Annotated in this window: 15 protein-coding genes; 7 read left to right on the top strand and 8 right to left on the bottom strand. The window is 65.3% G+C overall.

Annotated elements, in window-relative coordinates; all coding sequences use genetic code 11:
• Positions 1-52: 52 nt before the first annotated feature.
• The 3 genes from ACFQZV_RS00905 to ACFQZV_RS00895 form a co-directional block, all read right to left on the bottom strand.
• Complete coding sequence (locus tag ACFQZV_RS00905) at positions 53-2,290, bottom strand: LLM class flavin-dependent oxidoreductase (RefSeq protein ID WP_378751348.1); 2,238 nt, start codon at positions 2,288-2,290, stop codon at positions 53-55.
• 87 nt (positions 2,291-2,377) lie between these two features.
• A complete protein-coding gene (locus ACFQZV_RS00900) occupies positions 2,378-2,806 on the bottom strand; it encodes a nuclear transport factor 2 family protein (RefSeq protein WP_378751346.1) in 429 nt (142 codons plus the stop codon).
• 30 nt (positions 2,807-2,836) lie between these two features.
• Positions 2,837-3,670: an SDR family NAD(P)-dependent oxidoreductase gene (locus ACFQZV_RS00895; RefSeq protein ID WP_378751344.1), complete on the bottom strand. Its 834-nt coding sequence runs from the start codon at positions 3,668-3,670 to the stop codon at positions 2,837-2,839.
• Between the two features lie 94 nt (positions 3,671-3,764).
• On the opposite strand from ACFQZV_RS00895, the gene ACFQZV_RS00890 reads away from it, so the two are divergent.
• A complete protein-coding gene (locus ACFQZV_RS00890; RefSeq protein ID WP_378751342.1) occupies positions 3,765-4,235 on the top strand; it encodes a MarR family winged helix-turn-helix transcriptional regulator in 471 nt (156 codons plus the stop codon).
• Between the two features lie 90 nt (positions 4,236-4,325).
• Here the strand turns inward: ACFQZV_RS00890 and ACFQZV_RS00885 are convergent, their stop codons facing one another.
• Positions 4,326-5,873, bottom strand: coding sequence for a molybdopterin-dependent oxidoreductase (locus ACFQZV_RS00885; RefSeq protein WP_378751340.1), 1,548 nt, complete (start codon positions 5,871-5,873; stop codon positions 4,326-4,328).
• Positions 5,874-6,155: 282 nt separating this feature from the next.
• Here ACFQZV_RS00885 and ACFQZV_RS00880 point away from each other — a divergent pair, with 282 nt between their 5' ends.
• Together ACFQZV_RS00880 and ACFQZV_RS00875 are read left to right on the top strand one after the other, a co-directional pair.
• Positions 6,156-7,178 carry a TerC family protein gene (locus tag ACFQZV_RS00880; RefSeq protein ID WP_378751338.1) on the top strand — a complete coding sequence of 341 codons (1,023 nt, stop codon included), beginning with the start codon at positions 6,156-6,158 and terminating at the stop codon, positions 7,176-7,178.
• A 91-nt stretch (positions 7,179-7,269) separates the two neighbouring features.
• Positions 7,270-7,599, top strand: a complete 330-nt coding sequence (locus ACFQZV_RS00875) for a hypothetical protein (protein WP_378751336.1) — start codon at positions 7,270-7,272, stop codon at positions 7,597-7,599.
• Between the two features lie 35 nt (positions 7,600-7,634).
• Here the strand turns inward: ACFQZV_RS00875 and ACFQZV_RS00870 are convergent, their stop codons facing one another.
• The 3 genes from ACFQZV_RS00870 to ACFQZV_RS00860 are packed head-to-tail and all read right to left on the bottom strand — an operon-like array spanning position 7,635 to position 10,291.
• Positions 7,635-8,402 (bottom strand): metal ABC transporter ATP-binding protein, encoded by a 768-nt coding sequence (locus tag ACFQZV_RS00870; protein ID WP_378751334.1) that lies wholly within the window; start codon positions 8,400-8,402, stop codon positions 7,635-7,637.
• Positions 8,399-9,262, bottom strand: coding sequence for a metal ABC transporter permease (locus ACFQZV_RS00865; protein WP_378751332.1), 864 nt, complete (start codon positions 9,260-9,262; stop codon positions 8,399-8,401). Before ACFQZV_RS00865 ends, ACFQZV_RS00870 begins: the two co-directional genes overlap by 4 nt.
• Before the next feature lie 9 nt (positions 9,263-9,271).
• Positions 9,272-10,291, bottom strand: coding sequence for a metal ABC transporter substrate-binding protein (locus tag ACFQZV_RS00860; RefSeq protein WP_378751330.1), 1,020 nt, complete (start codon positions 10,289-10,291; stop codon positions 9,272-9,274).
• A gap of 305 nt (positions 10,292-10,596) precedes the next feature.
• On the opposite strand from ACFQZV_RS00860, the gene ACFQZV_RS00855 reads away from it, so the two are divergent.
• A complete protein-coding gene (locus ACFQZV_RS00855; protein ID WP_378751328.1) occupies positions 10,597-12,768 on the top strand; it encodes a YhgE/Pip family protein in 2,172 nt (723 codons plus the stop codon).
• Positions 12,765-14,939, top strand: coding sequence for a YhgE/Pip domain-containing protein (locus tag ACFQZV_RS00850; RefSeq protein WP_378751326.1), 2,175 nt, complete (start codon positions 12,765-12,767; stop codon positions 14,937-14,939). The genes ACFQZV_RS00855 and ACFQZV_RS00850 overlap by 4 nt, the downstream gene beginning before the upstream one ends.
• A 61-nt stretch (positions 14,940-15,000) precedes the next feature.
• Here the strand turns inward: ACFQZV_RS00850 and ACFQZV_RS00845 are convergent, their stop codons facing one another.
• Entirely contained in the window at positions 15,001-15,555 is a 555-nt protein-coding gene (locus ACFQZV_RS00845; protein ID WP_378751324.1) for a TetR/AcrR family transcriptional regulator, read from the bottom strand.
• Positions 15,556-15,629: 74 nt separating this feature from the next.
• Here ACFQZV_RS00845 and ACFQZV_RS00840 point away from each other — a divergent pair, with 74 nt between their 5' ends.
• Positions 15,630-15,986 carry a DsrE family protein gene (locus ACFQZV_RS00840; protein WP_378751322.1) on the top strand — a complete coding sequence of 119 codons (357 nt, stop codon included), beginning with the start codon at positions 15,630-15,632 and terminating at the stop codon, positions 15,984-15,986.
• Between the two features lie 249 nt (positions 15,987-16,235).
• Entirely contained in the window at positions 16,236-17,762 is a 1,527-nt protein-coding gene (locus ACFQZV_RS00835) for an ABC transporter substrate-binding protein (protein WP_378751320.1), read from the top strand.
• Positions 17,763-17,765: the final 3 nt, after the last annotated feature.

The following is a 17,765-nucleotide window of genomic DNA, read 5'->3' as shown; positions in this document are numbered from 1 at the left end:
CCCGGCCTGGGATGACGTGCCGCACGATTGCTGGCCGAGGCCGCGTGCGTCGCTACGCGTCAGAGTCCGGGATGATCGAGAAGTTGTCGCGGAACAGGCCGTCGGGGTCGACTCTTCCTTTGATCTCGCGCAGTCGCGCCAACGTGTTCGGGGGGAAGGCGTCGTGGATCCGGTCCGGATCGAGCGAGGTGTCGAAGCTCAGGTACGTGCCGTTCAGATAGGGCTTGAGCTTCGCCCACTCGTTGGCGAGCCGTTCTCCATGTGCTCCGCCGGCGCTGATGGCGAAGTTCGCTGAGCGATGTGCATACGCGGTCGCGTCGGCGGGAACGTCCGATACGGCACCGCCCACGCATCGGATCTGCACGAACGGGCTCGCGCCACTGTCGACGAATCGGGCGAGCGCTTCAGCGACGTCGGGAGTGATGTGATCGATCAGGCCCGAGGCGGATGCCGGTTCGCCCTGTCCGGAGTGCGGCGCAGGATCTGCGTTGGCCATGACCGCGCTGTACGGCACGAGCTGCACGGACTGGCTGGTGAGCGGCGAGATCTCAGCGAGAGGCTGCAGCTGACTGACGATGTCATCGGGCTCGTCAGAGTCCACGACCCCCATCACGTGCACACCGCGCGGAGCTGTGGGCGTACCGCGCGTGATGACGAGCTCTGTGGTGAGATCCCGTGCGGACTCCTCCATGGTGGTGCCCCAGCGCTGCAGGAAGTCCTCGAGGTCGCTGGGCTGGAAGCCGAGCTGAGCGAAACCGACGTCGCCGACTTCTTCCACCGCGAAATCGAAACTGACGACGATGCCCATGTTCGCGCCCGCGCCTCGGATCGCCCAGAAGAGGTCACTGTTCTCGCTCGTGCTCGTGTGCACCAACGATCCGTCTGCCAGCACGATGTCGGCAGCGATGACATGGTCGATGGTCAGTCCTTGCTTGCGTGCCAGCCACCCGATCCCGCCCGCAGTCGCCAAGCCGCCGACACCGACGCCGCCGTAGTCGCCCGAGCTGAGAGCCCAGCCTTCTTCTGCCAGGGCCACCGCAACGTCGAGCCATCGGGCGCCCGGACCGATGCGCACCATCCGCTGTTCCCGGTCGATGACCTCGATCTCATTGAGATGACGCAGGTCGATGACCAATCCGCCGTCGTTGGTGCTGCGACCGCTGATGCCGTGACCGCCGCTGCGGATCGCCAGCGGCAGGTGGGTGTGGCGCCTCGCGAATGCGACGCTCTCGATGACTTCGTCAACGGTCTTGGGCTGGAGGATGAGGCCCGGTGCGCCGCCGCGCATGTATGTCGACTTCACTCTGGCGTAGTTGAAGTCGCCCGGTTCGATGGACTGCACGCTGCTGGGCACCGACGTGTAGTCGATACCCCCACGCCGTTGGGCGAGCGCGGTCGCCTTCCTCGGTTCGCCGACGTCGATCCCCATCCGTGCACGTTCTGTCTCGAGCATCTCGCGCACGGCGGGCATGACCTCTTCGGCGAAGATGCGAAGCGCGGTGGGATTGTCCGTGGCGAGGATGAACGTGCTCGCGCCATCTTCGATGGCGAGGGCAGCGAGACTCTCCGCCCAACCGTCGAGACCGGTCTGCGGCACCGTGATGTTGAGCAGCCGACGGATCTCGCGAGGGTCGCGACCTGCCGCGGCCGCCGCCTTGTCGATGGTGGCATTGCCGGTGGCGAAGTCGCCCGGTTTCATGTAGCCGTATGAGGGCAGCCAGCCGTCTGCTTTGCGGCCGATCAGGCGCAGACCGCGCGGCTTGAGCGCGCCGATCCAGATCGGGATGTCGTGCGCGGGCAGGGGTCCGCGCTTTGCTCCGGCAACGCTGTGCACGGTGCCGTCGAGGCGGAGGGGGGTGCGGTTTCCGGCGTCCCAGATTCCACGCATCACATCGATGGCTTCTTCGAGGGCGGTGACGGACTCCCCGGGTGTGAGGCGCGGAACGCCCATCGAGACCACCGCATCCCAGAACGCCCCAGCTCCCAGTGCCATATCGATGCGTCCGCCTGAGAGCAGATCGAGACTGCTCGCGGCCCTCGCCGCCACAGCGGGGTTGCGCAGTGGCACATTCATGACGTTCGGTGCGATGTGGATGCTGTCGGTGCGCGCCGCGACATACGACATGAGCGTCCAGGTGTCGTGAAAAGACGCTTGGTAGGGGTGGTCTTGGAACGTCACGAGGTCGTACCCCAGAGACTCCACCAGCTGGGCGGTCTCCACGGGTGCGTGCGGGGTGACATTCGTCGGCGTCACGAATGCGCCGAACTTGAGCGGGTGTCCGTAGTCCACGAGGGCTCCAATCTCTGCGTAGGCGGGCCGAACGCGCACTGCGCTGGGGTGACGAGAATCGCCGCTCCCGCGCAGTGCACCGTCGGATCAGAACATGCCGTGGCCGTTGACCGGGCTCACTTCTGCGGCCACCGGCTGCAGGACGTCCCAGTGCTCGAGCGCAATGCCGTCAGCATCCATTTTCCAGATGTCCACACCCGCCACACCCAGGTCGGCGGGGTCATCGGTGTAGAGGTTCACGAAGTTCACGTGCGCCCACACCCAATCGCCGGAGGCGATGATGCGGTGGATGACCACGCGCGCGTGCTTGCGTTGTGCCGTCAACGCGGCGAATGCCGCGCCGAGGCCGGCGGCGCCGTCTGGCAACTGTGGGTTGTGCTGAATGTAGCCTTCGGCCACAAGCTTGTTCGCGGCTTCAACCGGGTTCTTCTCGTTGATCGCTTCGTTGTAGAAAGCGATGAGGTTGTTCTTGTTGCGTACGGCGCGGTCATCGGTGGGGTCGAAGATTTCGATCATCAGTCTCTCTTTTCGCTTGCTGGTGGTGGATCAGATCAGGCTCACGCGCATCGCGTCGAGCTGCTCGGGGGTGGAGTTGCGAATCGCGTGCGCGATTCGCGCGGCGTCGTCGCCGATGGTGGCGATGCTTGCGGCCGGCTGCTGCTCGGCGATCTCGATGACCTGCGCCGCGGCAACCTCGGAAGGCATGCCCGCTGCCTGACCGCTGGTGAATTCGGCGGCGAACTTCGCGAATTGGTCGCCATAGAGAGCACGCTGTTCAGGCGTGAATGCCTCGCTCAGCTTCGAGACCAAGGCGGCCGACTTCGCGGGGCCGCCGGTGAGCATACTGCCCGGCTGGACGATCGTGACGTCGATGCCGAAGCTGTGCAGCTCCGCGCGGTAGGCGGTCATCAGTGCCTCGGCTGCAACCTTCGACGCGGCAGACGGAGCGTTGAACGGCATCGGGAACACGGCCGAGATCGAGCTGATCTGCACGATGCGACCGCGGCTCTCGCGCAACTGTGGCAGGAACGCGTTGATCACGGTGAGCGGCGCGAACGTATTCACCTCGAACTCGCGACGGATCTCATCGAGCGGCAGCACTTCGAGGGGACCCGGAGTAAGGATGCCGGCGTTGCTGATGAGCAGGTCGACGCGGCCGGCCGACTTCTCTGCGACGCCGGCCGCCCACGCCCGCACGGCGCCCGCATCGCTGATATCGACGCGCTCGAGATGCACGCCCGGGGCCGCCGGGATCGCTGCGTCAGACAGCTCCGTTCCATAGACGGTGTGTCCCTTGGCGGCGAGACCCGCAGCGATGTCTCTGCCCAGACCGGATGCCGCGCCCGTGACGACGGCAGTCTTGCTCCTGCTCACGTTCATCTTCTTTCATGCCTATCTCGAGCTCTCGCTCGACGCAATCTACTTGACTGCTCAACTATAACAGGTGCTTGACGAGTCAACTACAATCGGAGCTATGAAAGATCGCAGAACGACGATGACCCACGACGAAAAGGCGCTGATGCAGGCGCTTGCGCGCGTCATCAACGTCTTGCCGCGCGCGCTCGATGCTGACCTGCGACGCGATCAAGATCTGCCGCTGACCGAGTACTTCGCGCTCGCGTATCTCGCTGAGAGCGAAGGACACCGGGCGCGCATGAATGAACTCGCCGCGCGACTGTGGATGACGATCAGCGGTGCGACCCGCACCGTGATGCGCCTCGAATCGCTGGGTTTCGTCGCCCGTGAACGGTCGGTGTCCGACGGGCGAGGGGCGGACGTCGTGCTTACCGAGAAGGGGTTGGAACGACTCCGTCACGCGTGGCCCAGTCATCTGCGGAGCGCGCGTCGCCGGGTACTTGATCACCTCGATGAAGACGAACTGAGGATTCTCACTCGCGCGCTCATGAGTATCGGCACCGATGTTGACGACGTGAACGTGTCCTGACCGTGCAGGCTCGGCATCCGCCCGTCTACCACCATCGCTCGTGGCGGGTGCTCGCCGTTGCGGGGAGTAGAGCCCCCGACGGCTCAGCCCTCACCGCACGGTGACCAACGACCGCTGCCAGCCCGACGATCCGTCGGGGGCGATGGGCGCGCGCTCCTCGGTCTGCAGCTCGCCGTCCTTGTTCACCGCCCGCACGGCCACGTAGTGAGTCCCCGGGGTCGCGTCCCAGTCGACGAACCACTGCACCCACGTGTCGTCGTTGAGCGGAGTGGACAGGGTCGCCGGCATCCATTCGCCGTCGTCGATGCGCACTTCGACGCGTTCGATTCCCAGGGTCTGGGCCCACGCGACACCGGCGATCGGGGTGCGCCCCGCCTCGATAGGGGTTCCCGACGTGGGGGTGTCGACGCGTGACGAGAACTTGATCGGCGCTCGGGCGCTGTATCCGCGCGGGGTCCAATACGCCTCGTCCTGTGCGAAGGTCGTGACCGTCAACTGCGTCAGCCATTTCGTCGCCGACACGTACCCGTACAGCCCGGGAACGACCATCCGCACGGGGAATCCGTGTTCGAGCGGCAGAGGCTCGCCGTTCATCCCCACAGCGAGAATCGCGTCGAGACCGTCATCGGTGAGCGATTCGAGCGGCGTGCTCGCGGTGTACCCGTCGGTGCTGCGCGACAGCACCATGTCGGCATCAGCCTGCGGTCTCGCCAGCCGCAGAATGTCGCGGACGGGAACCCCGAGCCACATGGCGTTGCCGACGAGGTCGCCGCCGACTTCGTTCGACACGCACGTGAGCGTGATGGCGTACTCGTCCAGTCCCATCGCGAGGAGGTCATCGAAGGTCAGCTCCACACGCTCATCCACCATGCCGTCGATCACGAGACGCCACGAGTTCGGGTCGATCGTCGGCACGGTGAGTGCCGTGTCGACGCGGTAGAACTCATCGTTCGGGGTGAACAACGAACTCACCCCGGGAATGTCGAGCTCGGCCCCCGTCGGAACGGTGACCGTCGAACGGGCGGCCGGCAGGGTGAGCGCCCGCCGCACCGCTTCGACCGACGAGGTCGCGATGCTCACCGCGCGGGCTGTGATGCCGACGATCACCGCGGAGGCCCCGGCGACCCCGACGAGCGTGAAGAATCCGCGACGGTCGACACCCTTCTGCTCCCCGTCGTCGTCCACTCGCCACGCGCGCAGTCGCCGGGTGAGCAGCACGAGAACGACGGATGCCGCAACCGCCCCCACGACGGGCGGCAGGAACGACAGCGGGGTCACCGCCGCGCGGGTGACGATCGCCGCGATCGACAGCGCCCCGGCGATGCCGACGATGACCACTCCGAGGGGCGGGCGGAGGAACTGCAGCATCCCCCCGATCGCCGAGGCGATGACCACGGCGAGGCCGAGACCGGCGAGGAGGGCGATCTTGTCGTACTCGCCGAACGTCTCGATGGCGAATTCCTTGAACGGCTGCGGCACGACGTCGATGACGAACGAGCCGACTGCGAGGATCGGGCTGGCGTCCCGCGCGACGAGCAGAGCGATCAGTTCGGATGTCGCGAGGAACACCGCTCCGCTGACCACGCCGGCGAGCGCGGCCAACGAGAGGTTCTTCGCATGGTCGCTGCGACGTGTCACGGGGCACTCCTGATCGTGGGGTCGGGTTCACGTGCTGTTCGGAGCCGGGCGTGAATCGGATCGGCGGGATTCGGATCGGGCCCGCGCATCCGCTCACGCATCGCGAGTTGTGAGAATGTGCAGCATCCGTCGGAGTGCATCGCGTATCCTGCTGACCACAGGGGGAGTACTCCGACACGGCCTGCTCGTCATTACGGATGCATCGCATCCCGGGCGGTCGGTCCTCGATCTCGAGGATGGGGAAGACCTTGACGCCGCTCGTCGCGCCACGTCAGGAGTCCCGTGAACATCACCCCGCTCGTCTGGATCATCACCATCGCGGTGACGATCCTCTTCTTCGTCTACGAGTTCTTCGCGCACGTGCGAAAGCCGCACGAACCGACGGTCGGTGAGTCCGCCCGGTGGTCGGCGTTCTACATCGGACTCGCGCTCCTGTTCGGTGTAGGCATCGGCGTCGTCTCGGGCTGGACCTACGGCGGGGAGTACTTCGCCGGATATCTCACGGAGAAGGCCCTGTCGATCGACAACCTGTTCGTCTTCCTCATCGTGATGACGAGCTTTGCCGTGCCGAAGATCTACCAGCAGAAGGTTCTGATGATCGGCATCGTGATCGCGCTGATCCTCCGCGGTGTGTTCATCGCCGTCGGGGCCGCGTTGATCGCCAACTTCTCGTGGATCTTCTACGTCTTTGGGGCGCTTCTGCTCTTTTTGGCGTACCGGCAGGCGTTCGGTGGAGAAGGCTCCGATTTCGCCACGGGCAGGTTCATGCGTCTCGTGCGCCGGGTGCTGCCGTTCACCGAGCAGTATCACCGCGACCGCTTCACGATCGTCGAGAGCGGTCGGCGCTACTTCACCCCGATGCTGCTCGTCGTGATCGCGATCGGATTCGTCGACCTGATCTTCGCCGTCGATTCGATCCCCGCCATCTATGGACTCACCGAAGAGGCATACATCGTCTTCACCGCGAACGCGTTCGCCCTGATGGGGTTGCGTCAGCTTTACTTCCTCGTCGGTGGACTGCTCGAACGCCTGGTCTACCTCGCCCAAGGGCTCGCCGTCATCCTCGCGTTCATCGGTGTGAAGCTCGTGCTCCACGCGATGCACGTCAACGAACTGCCCTTCATCAACGGGGGCGAACCGATGCTCTGGGCGCCCGAGATCCCCATCTGGTTCTCGCTGCTCTTCATCGCCGCCACGATCGCCGTCGCGACGGTGGCAAGCCTCATCAAGACCCGAGGCGGTGGCGCGAGCCCGTCAGGATCGGAGACTTCAGCCGTCGAAGAGAGGGCGGACGAATATCCCTGAGCTCCTGAGGCCGCAAGTCGCGTAACAAACAGCCCCGAGCCGCATCTCTTCCATGGGCGGTCATGGGGGCGCCCGGAGAAGAGGCATCACGGTGAGCGGATCTTACGAACTCGCGGAGTGGTTCGCGTCGACGACCCACCTGGTTGCGTGGGTCGCGGCGGGCGTGGCGGTCATGGCCGGAATCGTGGCGATCGGCCAGTGTGCGCTCGGAATGGCACGTGCCTCGTTTGCGATGCTCGTCGTATGGGTCATCGCCGTGTTCGCGACGGTGGTCGGCTTCGCCGCGGGAGTGTGGGCGCCGTTGCTCGTAGCGGTGATCGCCGGTGGTGTGGCCTTCGCGATCGGTGCTGCGTTGCATGAGGGGTTGTTCGGCCGTATCCGTGCCGGCGTGCGCTCGCGCGAACGGGTCGCCGCGAGCTAGACCCGGGCGAGGCTTCTGCGCGGCGCGCGTGCTGACTATCGGCGGTGGTCGATCTCATGGAGGTCGTCGAGGAACCCCGGCTTGTGGGTGTGGAGCGCGCCGAGTCCGTAGGCCGACTCGAGGTTTCTTCTCGTGAGTACCTGCTTGGGCGAGCCGGAGGCGATCACGCGGCCGTTCATGAGGAGCACATGATCGGCCGACAGCGCCTCGTCGAGATCATGGGTCGTAAGGATGACCGCACTCCCGCGGTCACGGTCGGAATGAAGAATGCGGTCGATCGTGCGCGCGGATGTGAAGTCGAGCCCGGTCAGCGGCTCGTCCAGCAACAGCACGTCATGATCTTGGGCGAGACCTTGGGCAACATAGGTGCGCTGACGTTGCCCCCCTGACAGCTCACTCAGGTGACGTTCGGCAAGGTCCGAGATTTCGAGCGCCGCCATGGCGGCTTCGACTCGTTCACGGTCGATCGCACGGCGTGGGCGCCACATGCCAAGGCTGGCATACCGGCCCATGGCCACGGTCTCGCGGACGGTGAGGGGCACGCCTCGTGGCACGTCGACGGTTTGGAAGACGTAGGCGAGACGCTTCTGCGCGGCGGTCGGGGGACCGCCGAGCACAGTGAGGCGGCCGGACTCCGGGGTGAGCGCGCCGGTGATCGCGTGCATCAGCGTCGACTTGCCGGAGCCGTTCGGGCCGATGATGGCGGTGATCGCGGCATCCGGAATGACGAAATCGGATGCCGCGACGGCGACCCGCGCTCCGTAACTCAGGGTGAGGCCCCGGGCCTCGGCGACTGCGCTCACCGACACGACTCCGCGGCCGCACGCCCGGGCGCGGCCGCGCGGCGCCGGCGGCGGGCCGGCGCGACGACGGCGAGGGTGACGAAGAAGACGATGATCGGCACGAGCGCCATCGTCGCCGACCCGGCGGTGTCGAGGTAGTAGCTCAAAACCAGTCCCGCCCAAACCGAGAGGAGTGCAATGCCGGAGGCGATCGCCATCATGATCGGTATCGTGCGCGAGATGAGCGCGGCGGTCGCCGGGGGTCCCACCAGCAGTCCGAACACGAGCAACGTGCCCACCGCTTGGTAGCTGCCGATCACTGCGGCACCGATCAGAGCGAGCATCAATGCGTGCGTTCGCCGCGGGTTCATTCCCAGCACCTCTGCCTTCCCCTCGTTGAACGCGAGGGCGAGCAGCGGACGATAGAGGGCGATGGCTGCGGCGATGACCACGAGGGCGAGGAGGAGTTGGAACAGAATCTCCGCTTCGGTGACTCCGAGTGCATCGCCGAACAGGATGGTCGTCAGGCTTCCGGAATACGAGTCGGTGCGTGAGATGAGGACGACGCCCAGACCCAGCATCCCGACGAAGAGAAGGCCGATTCCGGTGTCTTCTTTCAGTGCGGTTTGTCTGCTGACCACTTCGATGCCGGCGACCATCACCGCCGCGGCGATCACTGCGCCGATCAGCGGCGAGAAGTCGAGCAAAACCGCGAGGGCGATTCCGGGAACGATGCCGTGGACGAACGCGTCGCCGAAGAAGCTCATTCCGCGTAGCACCAGCCACGTCCCGACGGCGGCGCACATCACACCCGCGATCGCTCCGCCGAGAAGCGCGCGCTGTTGGAAACCGAGCGTGAAGGGCTCGATCAGCCAGTCCATCGGATGCCGCTAGCCGAGTGCGTCGGCAATTCGTTGCGCGTTCGTCGTCACCATGCCCGTGTACGTATCCGCGCCTGACCCCGCCTCACCGAGAGATCCGACGAACAGTTCGACGACCTCGACATCCGTGCCGGCCTCCTCGGCGACAGCGTCGACCAGATCGGTGGGGTTGGCGTTGTTCGAGAAGATCGCGGGGACGCCGGTCGTGTTGACCGTCTCGACCAGCGCGGTGAGTTCCGCGCTCGAGGGCTCGGCAAGCGTGGAGCCACTCGGAATGACCGTTCCGACCACCTCGAAGTCGTACGCGTCGGCGAAGTAGCCGAACGCATCGTGATCGGTGATCAACACACGACGTTCCGCAGGCACGGCCGAGAGGATTTCGCGGACCTGCGCGTCTGTCTCGAGGAGAGTGTCGTGCACCTCGGTGCCGCAGGCGACATACGCATCGTCGCCCGTGACCTCGCCGAGCTCGGCCCCGATCAACTCGGCAGCTTCGGCCATGCGCGCGGCATCGTGCCAGAAGTGCGGGTCCATCGAGCCGTGGTCGTGGGCGTGGGCGTGGTCGTGGTCGTGCTCATCTTCGGCGTGCTCGTCTTCGTGGTTGTGCGCGTCTTCTTCGGAGTGGTCGTGCTCGTCTTCGTGTCCGCCCGCCCCAAACTCGATCGGGTGAACTTCAGGCGCGACTCCTAGAACGGTCGCGCCGTCGGATGCGGCGCTGTCGATCGCGTCGGTCAGTCCCTCCTCCAGATCGAAGCCGTTGGTGACCACGAGGTCTGCGCTCGCCATGGACGCGATCTGCGCGGACGAAGCCGAGAAGTCGTGGGGATCGGCACCGGCGGGCATCAGGGTTTCCGCGTTGCCACCGGCGCAGGCCACGATGTCGCCGACGACGCTTCCGAGCATGGTGGTCGTGGCGACGACGAAAGCGCCGTCAGAGGAGTCGTCGCCGGGTTCGGTCGATGAACTGCACCCCGCGAGCACGAGGCCGGCGGCCAAAAGGGCGGTCACAGAACCGGCGGCACGGCGCATCGAGAATCTCCGATCAAGTAATGAGAATCATTCTCACCGAGAATAACAGATCGCTTCCGACCGCTGTTCTCGCATGCGCCTCCGGTCGTGCTCCGTCTTGGGCGCAACGTCGACCGCCCGTCGTTCGGCGAGAGCCTGGGCGCGGGTGAGCGTCGGGTGATCTTGGGGATGATGACTCCCGTCCCGGGAAGGAATGCGCGGCGACGCCGTGGTTGTGTGGCGGAGGCAACGTACCGCCGTCCGTCCGCGCCGCTCGGCAATCGGACGGATGCGCACACCGAATCGGAAAACGCGAGGGCAACGATATGCGCAACGTCTGGCGTGTGTACGTCCGTGATGTCAAACGACTGGGACGTGTGCCGTTGGCGCTGGTGATCATTTTCGGCGCATTGATCACACCCTCGTTGTACGCCTGGTTCAACATCTCGGCGTTCTGGGATCCGTTCGACAACACCCGCAACCTCAGCGTCGCGGTGGTGAACCTCGACGAAGGCGCGTCCAACGAGCTCGCCGGCGAGGTGAACGTCGGCGACCAGCTGGTCGCCCAGCTCAAGGAAAACGACGACCTCGGCTGGCACTTCCTCTCGGAAGCCGAAGCCATGGATTCGATTCGTAGTGGAGAAAGCTACGCCGCATTCGTCGTCCCGAGCACGTTCAGCGCCGATCTGCTCAGTCTGACGACAGGTGACTTCACCAAGCCGAAGTTGAAGTACTACGTCAACGAGAAACTCAACGGCGTCGCCCCTGAAATCACCGACACCGCTGCCACCACGGTGCAAACGCAGATGATCGACGCGTTCACGGAACAGGTCGCGGATGCTGTCGCGACCGCCATCAAGAGTGGTAGCGCAGCTGCAGAAGACGACCTCCGCGACGTCGAGGCCCGCATCATCGGCGACCTCGAGGACGCTTCGGAGGTCATCGCGCAGACGCGCTCACATCTGGAGACGCTGGAAGTCGAGCTCGGGCTGGCGCGTCAGGGGCTGCAATCACAGACCGGCGATATCGGCGCCATCCGCTCGGCCCTCCGTGATGTCGAGTCGGCTCTCGGTGAAGCGAGCGTTTTGGCTGAGCGCGCGCAGACCGACCTCCTGAGACTGGCGGGCGAAGCGACTACCGGTCATGTGATCGGCTCCGCCGAGGTTGCCGAAGGCGCGGCAGCGGCGCTCGCCGGAATCGCAGAGGTCACCGCTGCGGTCGACTCCCTTTCTGCCGGTGTCTCGGCGCAGGAAACGATCCTCGGCGAGGCCCAGAGCCTCGTGGCGGCTCTCGACGAGCAGCTCGCGCGGACCGTCCAGGCACTCGCGAGTCTCGACGGTGATCTTGCGACGCTCGAAACCGACATGGGCGTGGCGATCTCGGACATGCGCGCGCTCGGTGGTGCGGCTCTCTTCCAACAGATCGAGGCGCTCACAGCCCTGAATCCGCAGCAGATCGCCGAATTCATGTCGACTCCCGTCGTCGTCGATCAGCACACGATCTTTCCGACGCATACGTATGGGTCCTTGATGGCGTCGCTGTTCATCAATCTCTCGTTGTGGATCGGGGCATTCGTCCTGGTCGTGATCCTCAAGCTCGGCGTCGATGACGAGGGCGTGCCCGGTCTCACCGAACGTCAGGGCTACCTCGGCCGGTGGATGCTCTTCGCGACGATCGCGATCGCGCAGGCCATCACACTCAGCATCGGCAATCTCATGATCGGGGTGCAACACGTCAATGCCGCGGCGTTCATCCTGACACCCATCCTGATCGGGCTCAGCTACCTCAGCATCATCTACGCGCTGTCGGTGACCTTCGGCTACATCGGAAAGGGGCTCGTGGTGATCCTCGTGATCATGCAGATCCCCGGCGCGTCCGGCATCTACCCCATCCAGCTCATGCCGGAGTTCTTCCAAAGCCTCTACCCGTTCTTCCCCTTCACCTACGGCATCGACGCCATGCGCGAGGTGATCAGTGGATTCGCCGGGTTCGCCTACTGGCGCTTCATCGGCACGCTCCTGCTCTTCGTCGCGATCGCGTTCTTCCTCGGACTGGTGCTGCGGGGCAGTGTCTCGAACCTCACACGCCTCTTCACCCAACAGGTCGGCGAGACCGAATTGTTCACCAATGAAAGCGGCGCGCCCGTCGGGCCCGGGTACCGGGTGGGGCACCTGCTCCGAGCCCTCGCAGACCGCGCGAGCTACAACGAGAAGATTGCGAAGCGCGCGCTGCCGTTCGCCCGTTCGTACCGAAAGGTGCGCGCCGCCATCGTCGCGGTGGGTGTCGCCGGCATCCTCGTCCTCGCCGGGCTGGCCGTGGCGATCCCCGACGCCAAGACCACTTTCGTGGGTTGGTGGATCCTGTGGCTCGTGATCGTCTTCGCGGCGCTCATCGCGCTCGAGTACATCCGCTACAGCCTGCGGTTGTCGACTGAGGTGGGCGAGATGCCGGAAGCACAAATCCGCGAGGAACTGGCTGAACTGGAGGCGAACCGGTGAGGGGCATCTGGGAGCTGTTTCGAGACGACCTGAGGCGCGCGACCAGCAGGGTCATGGCGGTCATCGTGTTGTGCGGGCTGATCGTGATTCCGTCGGCCTTCACGTGGTTCAACGTCATCGGAAGCTGGGAGCCGTTCGACAACACCAGAAACCTGAAGGTCGCGGTGGCCAGTGTCGACGAAGGCTACACAAGCCCGCTGATCCCCCTCCACGTGAACGTCGGAAGCATCGTCGAATCGGCGCTGCGCGCCAACGACCAGCTCGACTGGGTGATCACCACACGCGACGAAGCGATCGCGGGCACGGAGTCGGGCGAGTACTACGCCGCGATCGTCCTCCCCGAGGACTTCAGCGAGCGGATGCTCACCTTCTACACCGACGGCTCGCAGCGCACGAGCATCGACTATTACACGAACGACAAGTCGAATCCGCTGGCGCCGCTCATCACGAGCGAGGGAGCGGACGATCTCACCGCGAAGATCAACGCGGAGTTCACGCAGGAGCTCAGCGACATCGCCTTGAGCCTGGTGTCCTCACTGGCGAAGTCGCTCGGTGAGGCGGACTCGCAGGCGGCCCTCGTGCGCATCGAGGCGCATATCAGTGACGTCGGCGTTCAACTGCGCGCGGCGGCGGGCACAGCCACGATGTTCACCTCGCTGATCGAAGCGAGTGTGCCTTTGGTCGAGAGCGCGTCGCACCTGATCGATGCCGTCGAATCGGACTTCTCTGGAGCCTCGGGTACGGTTCAGCAAGGTATCGGCGCCGCCCAACGTGCCGACGCCGCGATCGGACGCGCGACACAAGCGCTGGGCACGGCGTTCAGCGAGAGTAGCGCCGAACTGGGCCGATTCGCGACCGAGGTCGACCGGATCTTCTCGGGCATCGCCGTCGACTCTGCCGCAAGCGTCGAAGCGATCGACCGGATGACCGCCGACCTCGACCAACTCATCTCGAATCATCAATCGCTGCGGACGAAGCTGGTCGACGACGTCGCTCCCCACATTCCTGAGGACGAGCTCCCGGCATTCGACGCGATCATCTCGGGTCTCGACTCGGCCATCGCCCAGGAGGAGGGGCTCGCTGCGAGACTGAGCGAAACCGCGGCGAGCATCAGCAACGGGAACGCCGATGTCCAGCGCTTCCGCGCCCAGATCGACGAGCGTATCTCGGCCGCGCAATCGGCGTTCGCCAACGCCGGGGCGGTCTATCAGAACGATCTGAAGCCGGTGTTGGACCAGCTCGGCGGTGCGCTCACATCCATCGGGTCGGCGCTGAGCGGAATCGGCGGAGAGGTGTCGGGTGCGAGCGGGAACCTCGCCGGCGTCGTCACCGTCCTGGACGACGCGGCGGCGGACAATCGCGCACTCGCGGACACCCTCGCCGGAGCCGCCGACGAAGTCGACCTCGTCGTCGAGACGCTCTCATCGGCGATCGACACCGGCGACTTCAGTCAGATCAGTGCGATCATCGGCACCAACCCGTCGGTGCTTGCGGCGGCCATCGCGCAGCCCATCGGCCTCGAGCGGATCGAGGTCTATCCCGTCGTCAGTTTCGGTGCGGGGATGGCGCCGCTGTACACCGTGCTGTCACTCTGGGTCGGGGCGTTGCTCTTGGCCGTCACGCTCCGCGTCGAGCCCCCGGCGTTCGCTTCCGCCGCCGACACGAAGCTGACGCTCAATCAGCAGTTCCTGGGCCGCTACGCGATCTTCGCGCTCATGGGTCTTGCTCAGAGCACGTTGGTGTTCGCGGGGAACATCTTCATGGTGGGCCTCGAACCGGTCCATCCGATGCTGTTCATGCTCACCGGGTGGGTGACGTCCCTCGTCTTCACCTTCATCATCTATACGCTCGTCGTGTCATTCAGTGACGCCGGAAAAGCGCTGGCCGTATTCCTGCTCGTCATCCAAGTGGCGGGCGCCGGCGGCGCGTACCCGCTTGCGCTCCTGCCGGAGTGGTTCCAGAACGTGAGCCCCTTCCTGCCGGCCACCCACGCGATCGACGCCTTCCGTGCCGCCCTTGCGGGCACGTACGGTGCGGACTACTGGGTTTCGCTCGGATGGCTGGTCGCATTCGTGATTCCGATGTTGCTCCTCGGTCTGGTGCTCCGCAAGCCTCTGGTCGGCGTCAACGCCTCGATGGAGCGGATGCTCGAATCCACCAAGCTGATGTGAGCACCGGTGTCCGTTGTCTGATTGCGGTGACGGTGACGCGTCGTGGTAGTCGCCTGCGCGGTCAGCGTCGCGGTAACAGGTCCAGCGCGGCATCACGCGCGTGTACGACCGGGGCGACGTCGCCTGTTGCCTTGGCAGCGACGATCGCGCCGTCGTAGAGCATGGTGATCGTCTCGGCAGCGCGCGGATCTGCGGTGATTCCGGTGAGGTGGCCGACCACCGTGTCGTGGTGTTCGCGGACGACGGTCATGGCTGCGGTGTTCGCCGGCACCTCGACGGCTGCCTTGGCAAAGGGGCAGCCTTGAAACCTACCTGCGTCGATGTCTGCGGCGAGTGAATCGAAAACCACGGCGACCCGCTCGGGGGGTGGGGCCGACGGGTCATCGTGCGCGTCCAACGCAGCCTTCGTCGCGCTGAGCTTCTCGCGAAGGTACGCCACGACGACCTCGTCCTTACTGCGGAAGTTGTTGTAGAGCGTCGCTTTGGTCACGCCCGCCGCGGTGGCGAGAGCCTCGACGCCGGTGGTGTTGATGCCGTTGACGTAGAAGAGGTCGCGCGCGGCGGCGAGGAGTCGGTCGCGCGCAGTGCCGCGCGTGCGGGACACGTTCTCGGACATGGATTTGATTATACCGGTCGGTAAAGCTAGCCTCACGGTATACCGACCGGTTTGGCAAATAAGGAGCTGCTCACATGACTGAGAACAAGATCGCCGTCGTCATCTACGAACCCATCAGCGGGGACATGTCCCGTGTGTACCGCGGCCTGAAGATCGCCGCCGAATTCGCAACCTCCGGTGACGATGTGGCCGTGGTCTTCGACGGTTCGGGCGTCGAGTCGCTTGCCGCGCTGAGCGACTCGACGCACCCGCTGCACCCGCTGCTGGAGTCGCTGCGCGACAACGTGCGGGGTGCGTGCTCGTACTGCGCCGGATCGCACAAGGTGGCCCACGTCATCACCGGGTCGGGCTGGTCGTTGCGCGACGAGGCGGGAGGCGAAGTGAGCATCCGGGAACTCGCCCTCGAAGGGCGTCAGATCCTGAACTTCTGAGGGTGGTGCGGGCGGAGGGGGCGGCGAAGGTCGGCCCCTCCGCCACGCGTGGCGAACCGCGCGCCATGGCGGTACCCGTTGGTCCCTTGGAGGGGTGCCCCCTCTGAATGCGCACCGCGCGTGGCGATTTGCGCCAGACTGGAGCTCCCCCAAACACCACTCGAGGCGCGGACTGCCCCCGTCGTGCCGATGTGATCGTGCGAACGCGCCTCCGCATCTGCATCGCCCCTCGGGAGCGAGGAGTTCGACATGCTCACAGCCGGCCGCTTCGCGGCGACCGCAGTCTCGGCATCCGCCATAGCCGGAATGCTCATCGCCGGTCTCTCAGGGTGTCAAAGCGAGCTGGATCAGCCCGAGCGTGGAATCTATCGGCTTCCGATCTCGGCGCCGGGTGGTGAGATCGACCCGATGACAGCGGCCGATCCGTTCGCGCTGGCGATCACGGGTCTGGTCACCGAACCTCTCATCAGCCTTGATGCCGAGGGCGCGCTCCGCGGACGGGTTGCGGAGGCGTGGTTCGCGTCAGACGACGGTCTGACGTGGACGGTCGTGCTGCGTGAGGGCGTCGAGTTCAACGACGGTACGCCTTTGACGTCGCGGGACGTCGTGTTCACGTTCGACACGCTGACAGCGGATGCCACCCTTTCGCCGGGAGGTATGGCGTTCTCGGGGATCCTCGACTCAGTACACGCCGCTTCTGATCTGACCGTCGAGTTCGATCTCGTCCGGCCCTTCTCGGACTTCCCCTTGTTGCTGACAGGTGCGAACACCGGCATCGTCCCCGAGGGGTATCGAGCCGGGACATGGCTGGAGGATCCCGTCGGCGCCGGGCAGTTCGTCCTCACCGAGTACAGCCCCAGCCGCGGCGCCACCTACGAGAAGAACCAGCGGTACTGGAACGCGGACGAGATAGAGCTTGACGGGGTCGAGCTCAAGATCTACCCGGATGCGCAAGGCCAACTCCTCGCTTTCCAGGCGGATGAGATCGACCGCACCGCGCTCACGAGCGAAGCCGCGGCGGCCGTCGACCTGGCGCTCTACGACATCGTCTCGACGGGGTACAACCGTTTCGACGGCGTGTTCTTCGATGTCACCGAACCGCCGTTCGACGACGTGGAGGCGCGCCAGGCGGTAGCGTGGGCGATCGATCGCCCGGCGCTGATCGAGCGGGTCTATCTCGGCGCGGCGGATGTCGCGAACGACATGACCTTCTTTCCCGACTACAAGCCGTCGCCGTCGAACGTGGAGCAACGATTCCAGGACCTCGATCGAGTGACCCAGCTCCTCGACGGACGCACGCTCTCATTCACGATCACGACCTCCTATCAACTCCTCGGGGAGGTGCTTCAGCAACAGCTCAACGCGATCCCGGGGTTCGACGTCGCTCTCGACGTCTTGTCGAGCGAGGAATACTATGCCGACGGCGAAGCGAGTCCCTGGCTTCACGCGCCTGTCACGGCGACAAGCTGGGGGAAGCGGGCTCCGTCACAGTTCATCACGATGATGTACGGCAGTGGCGCGGAATGGAACGCATCACGCTTCGCTTCCGAGGAACTCGACGTCCTGATCGCCGAGTTCGACGAGACGACGGACGACGCCCGCAGACAGCAGCTCGCCGACGAGATCGGGCGCTTGCAGTGGGAGGAGGTTCCGGTCGTCATTCCCGCGTTCTCGGCGTCCCGTGCACTCCAGTCGAAGCGCGTCACCGGGGAACTCATCGGGCCGATCGATTTCTACACGGGGTACGATCTCGCGGGAATCGCGATCGAAGAGTAGACC

The organism is Microbacterium koreense (assembly GCF_042677105.1).
Taxonomy (GTDB): Bacteria; Actinomycetota; Actinomycetes; order Actinomycetales; family Microbacteriaceae; genus Microbacterium; species Microbacterium koreense.
The sequence above is the reverse complement of the archived record's forward strand: the minus strand, read 5'-3'. Positions and strand labels throughout refer to the sequence as shown.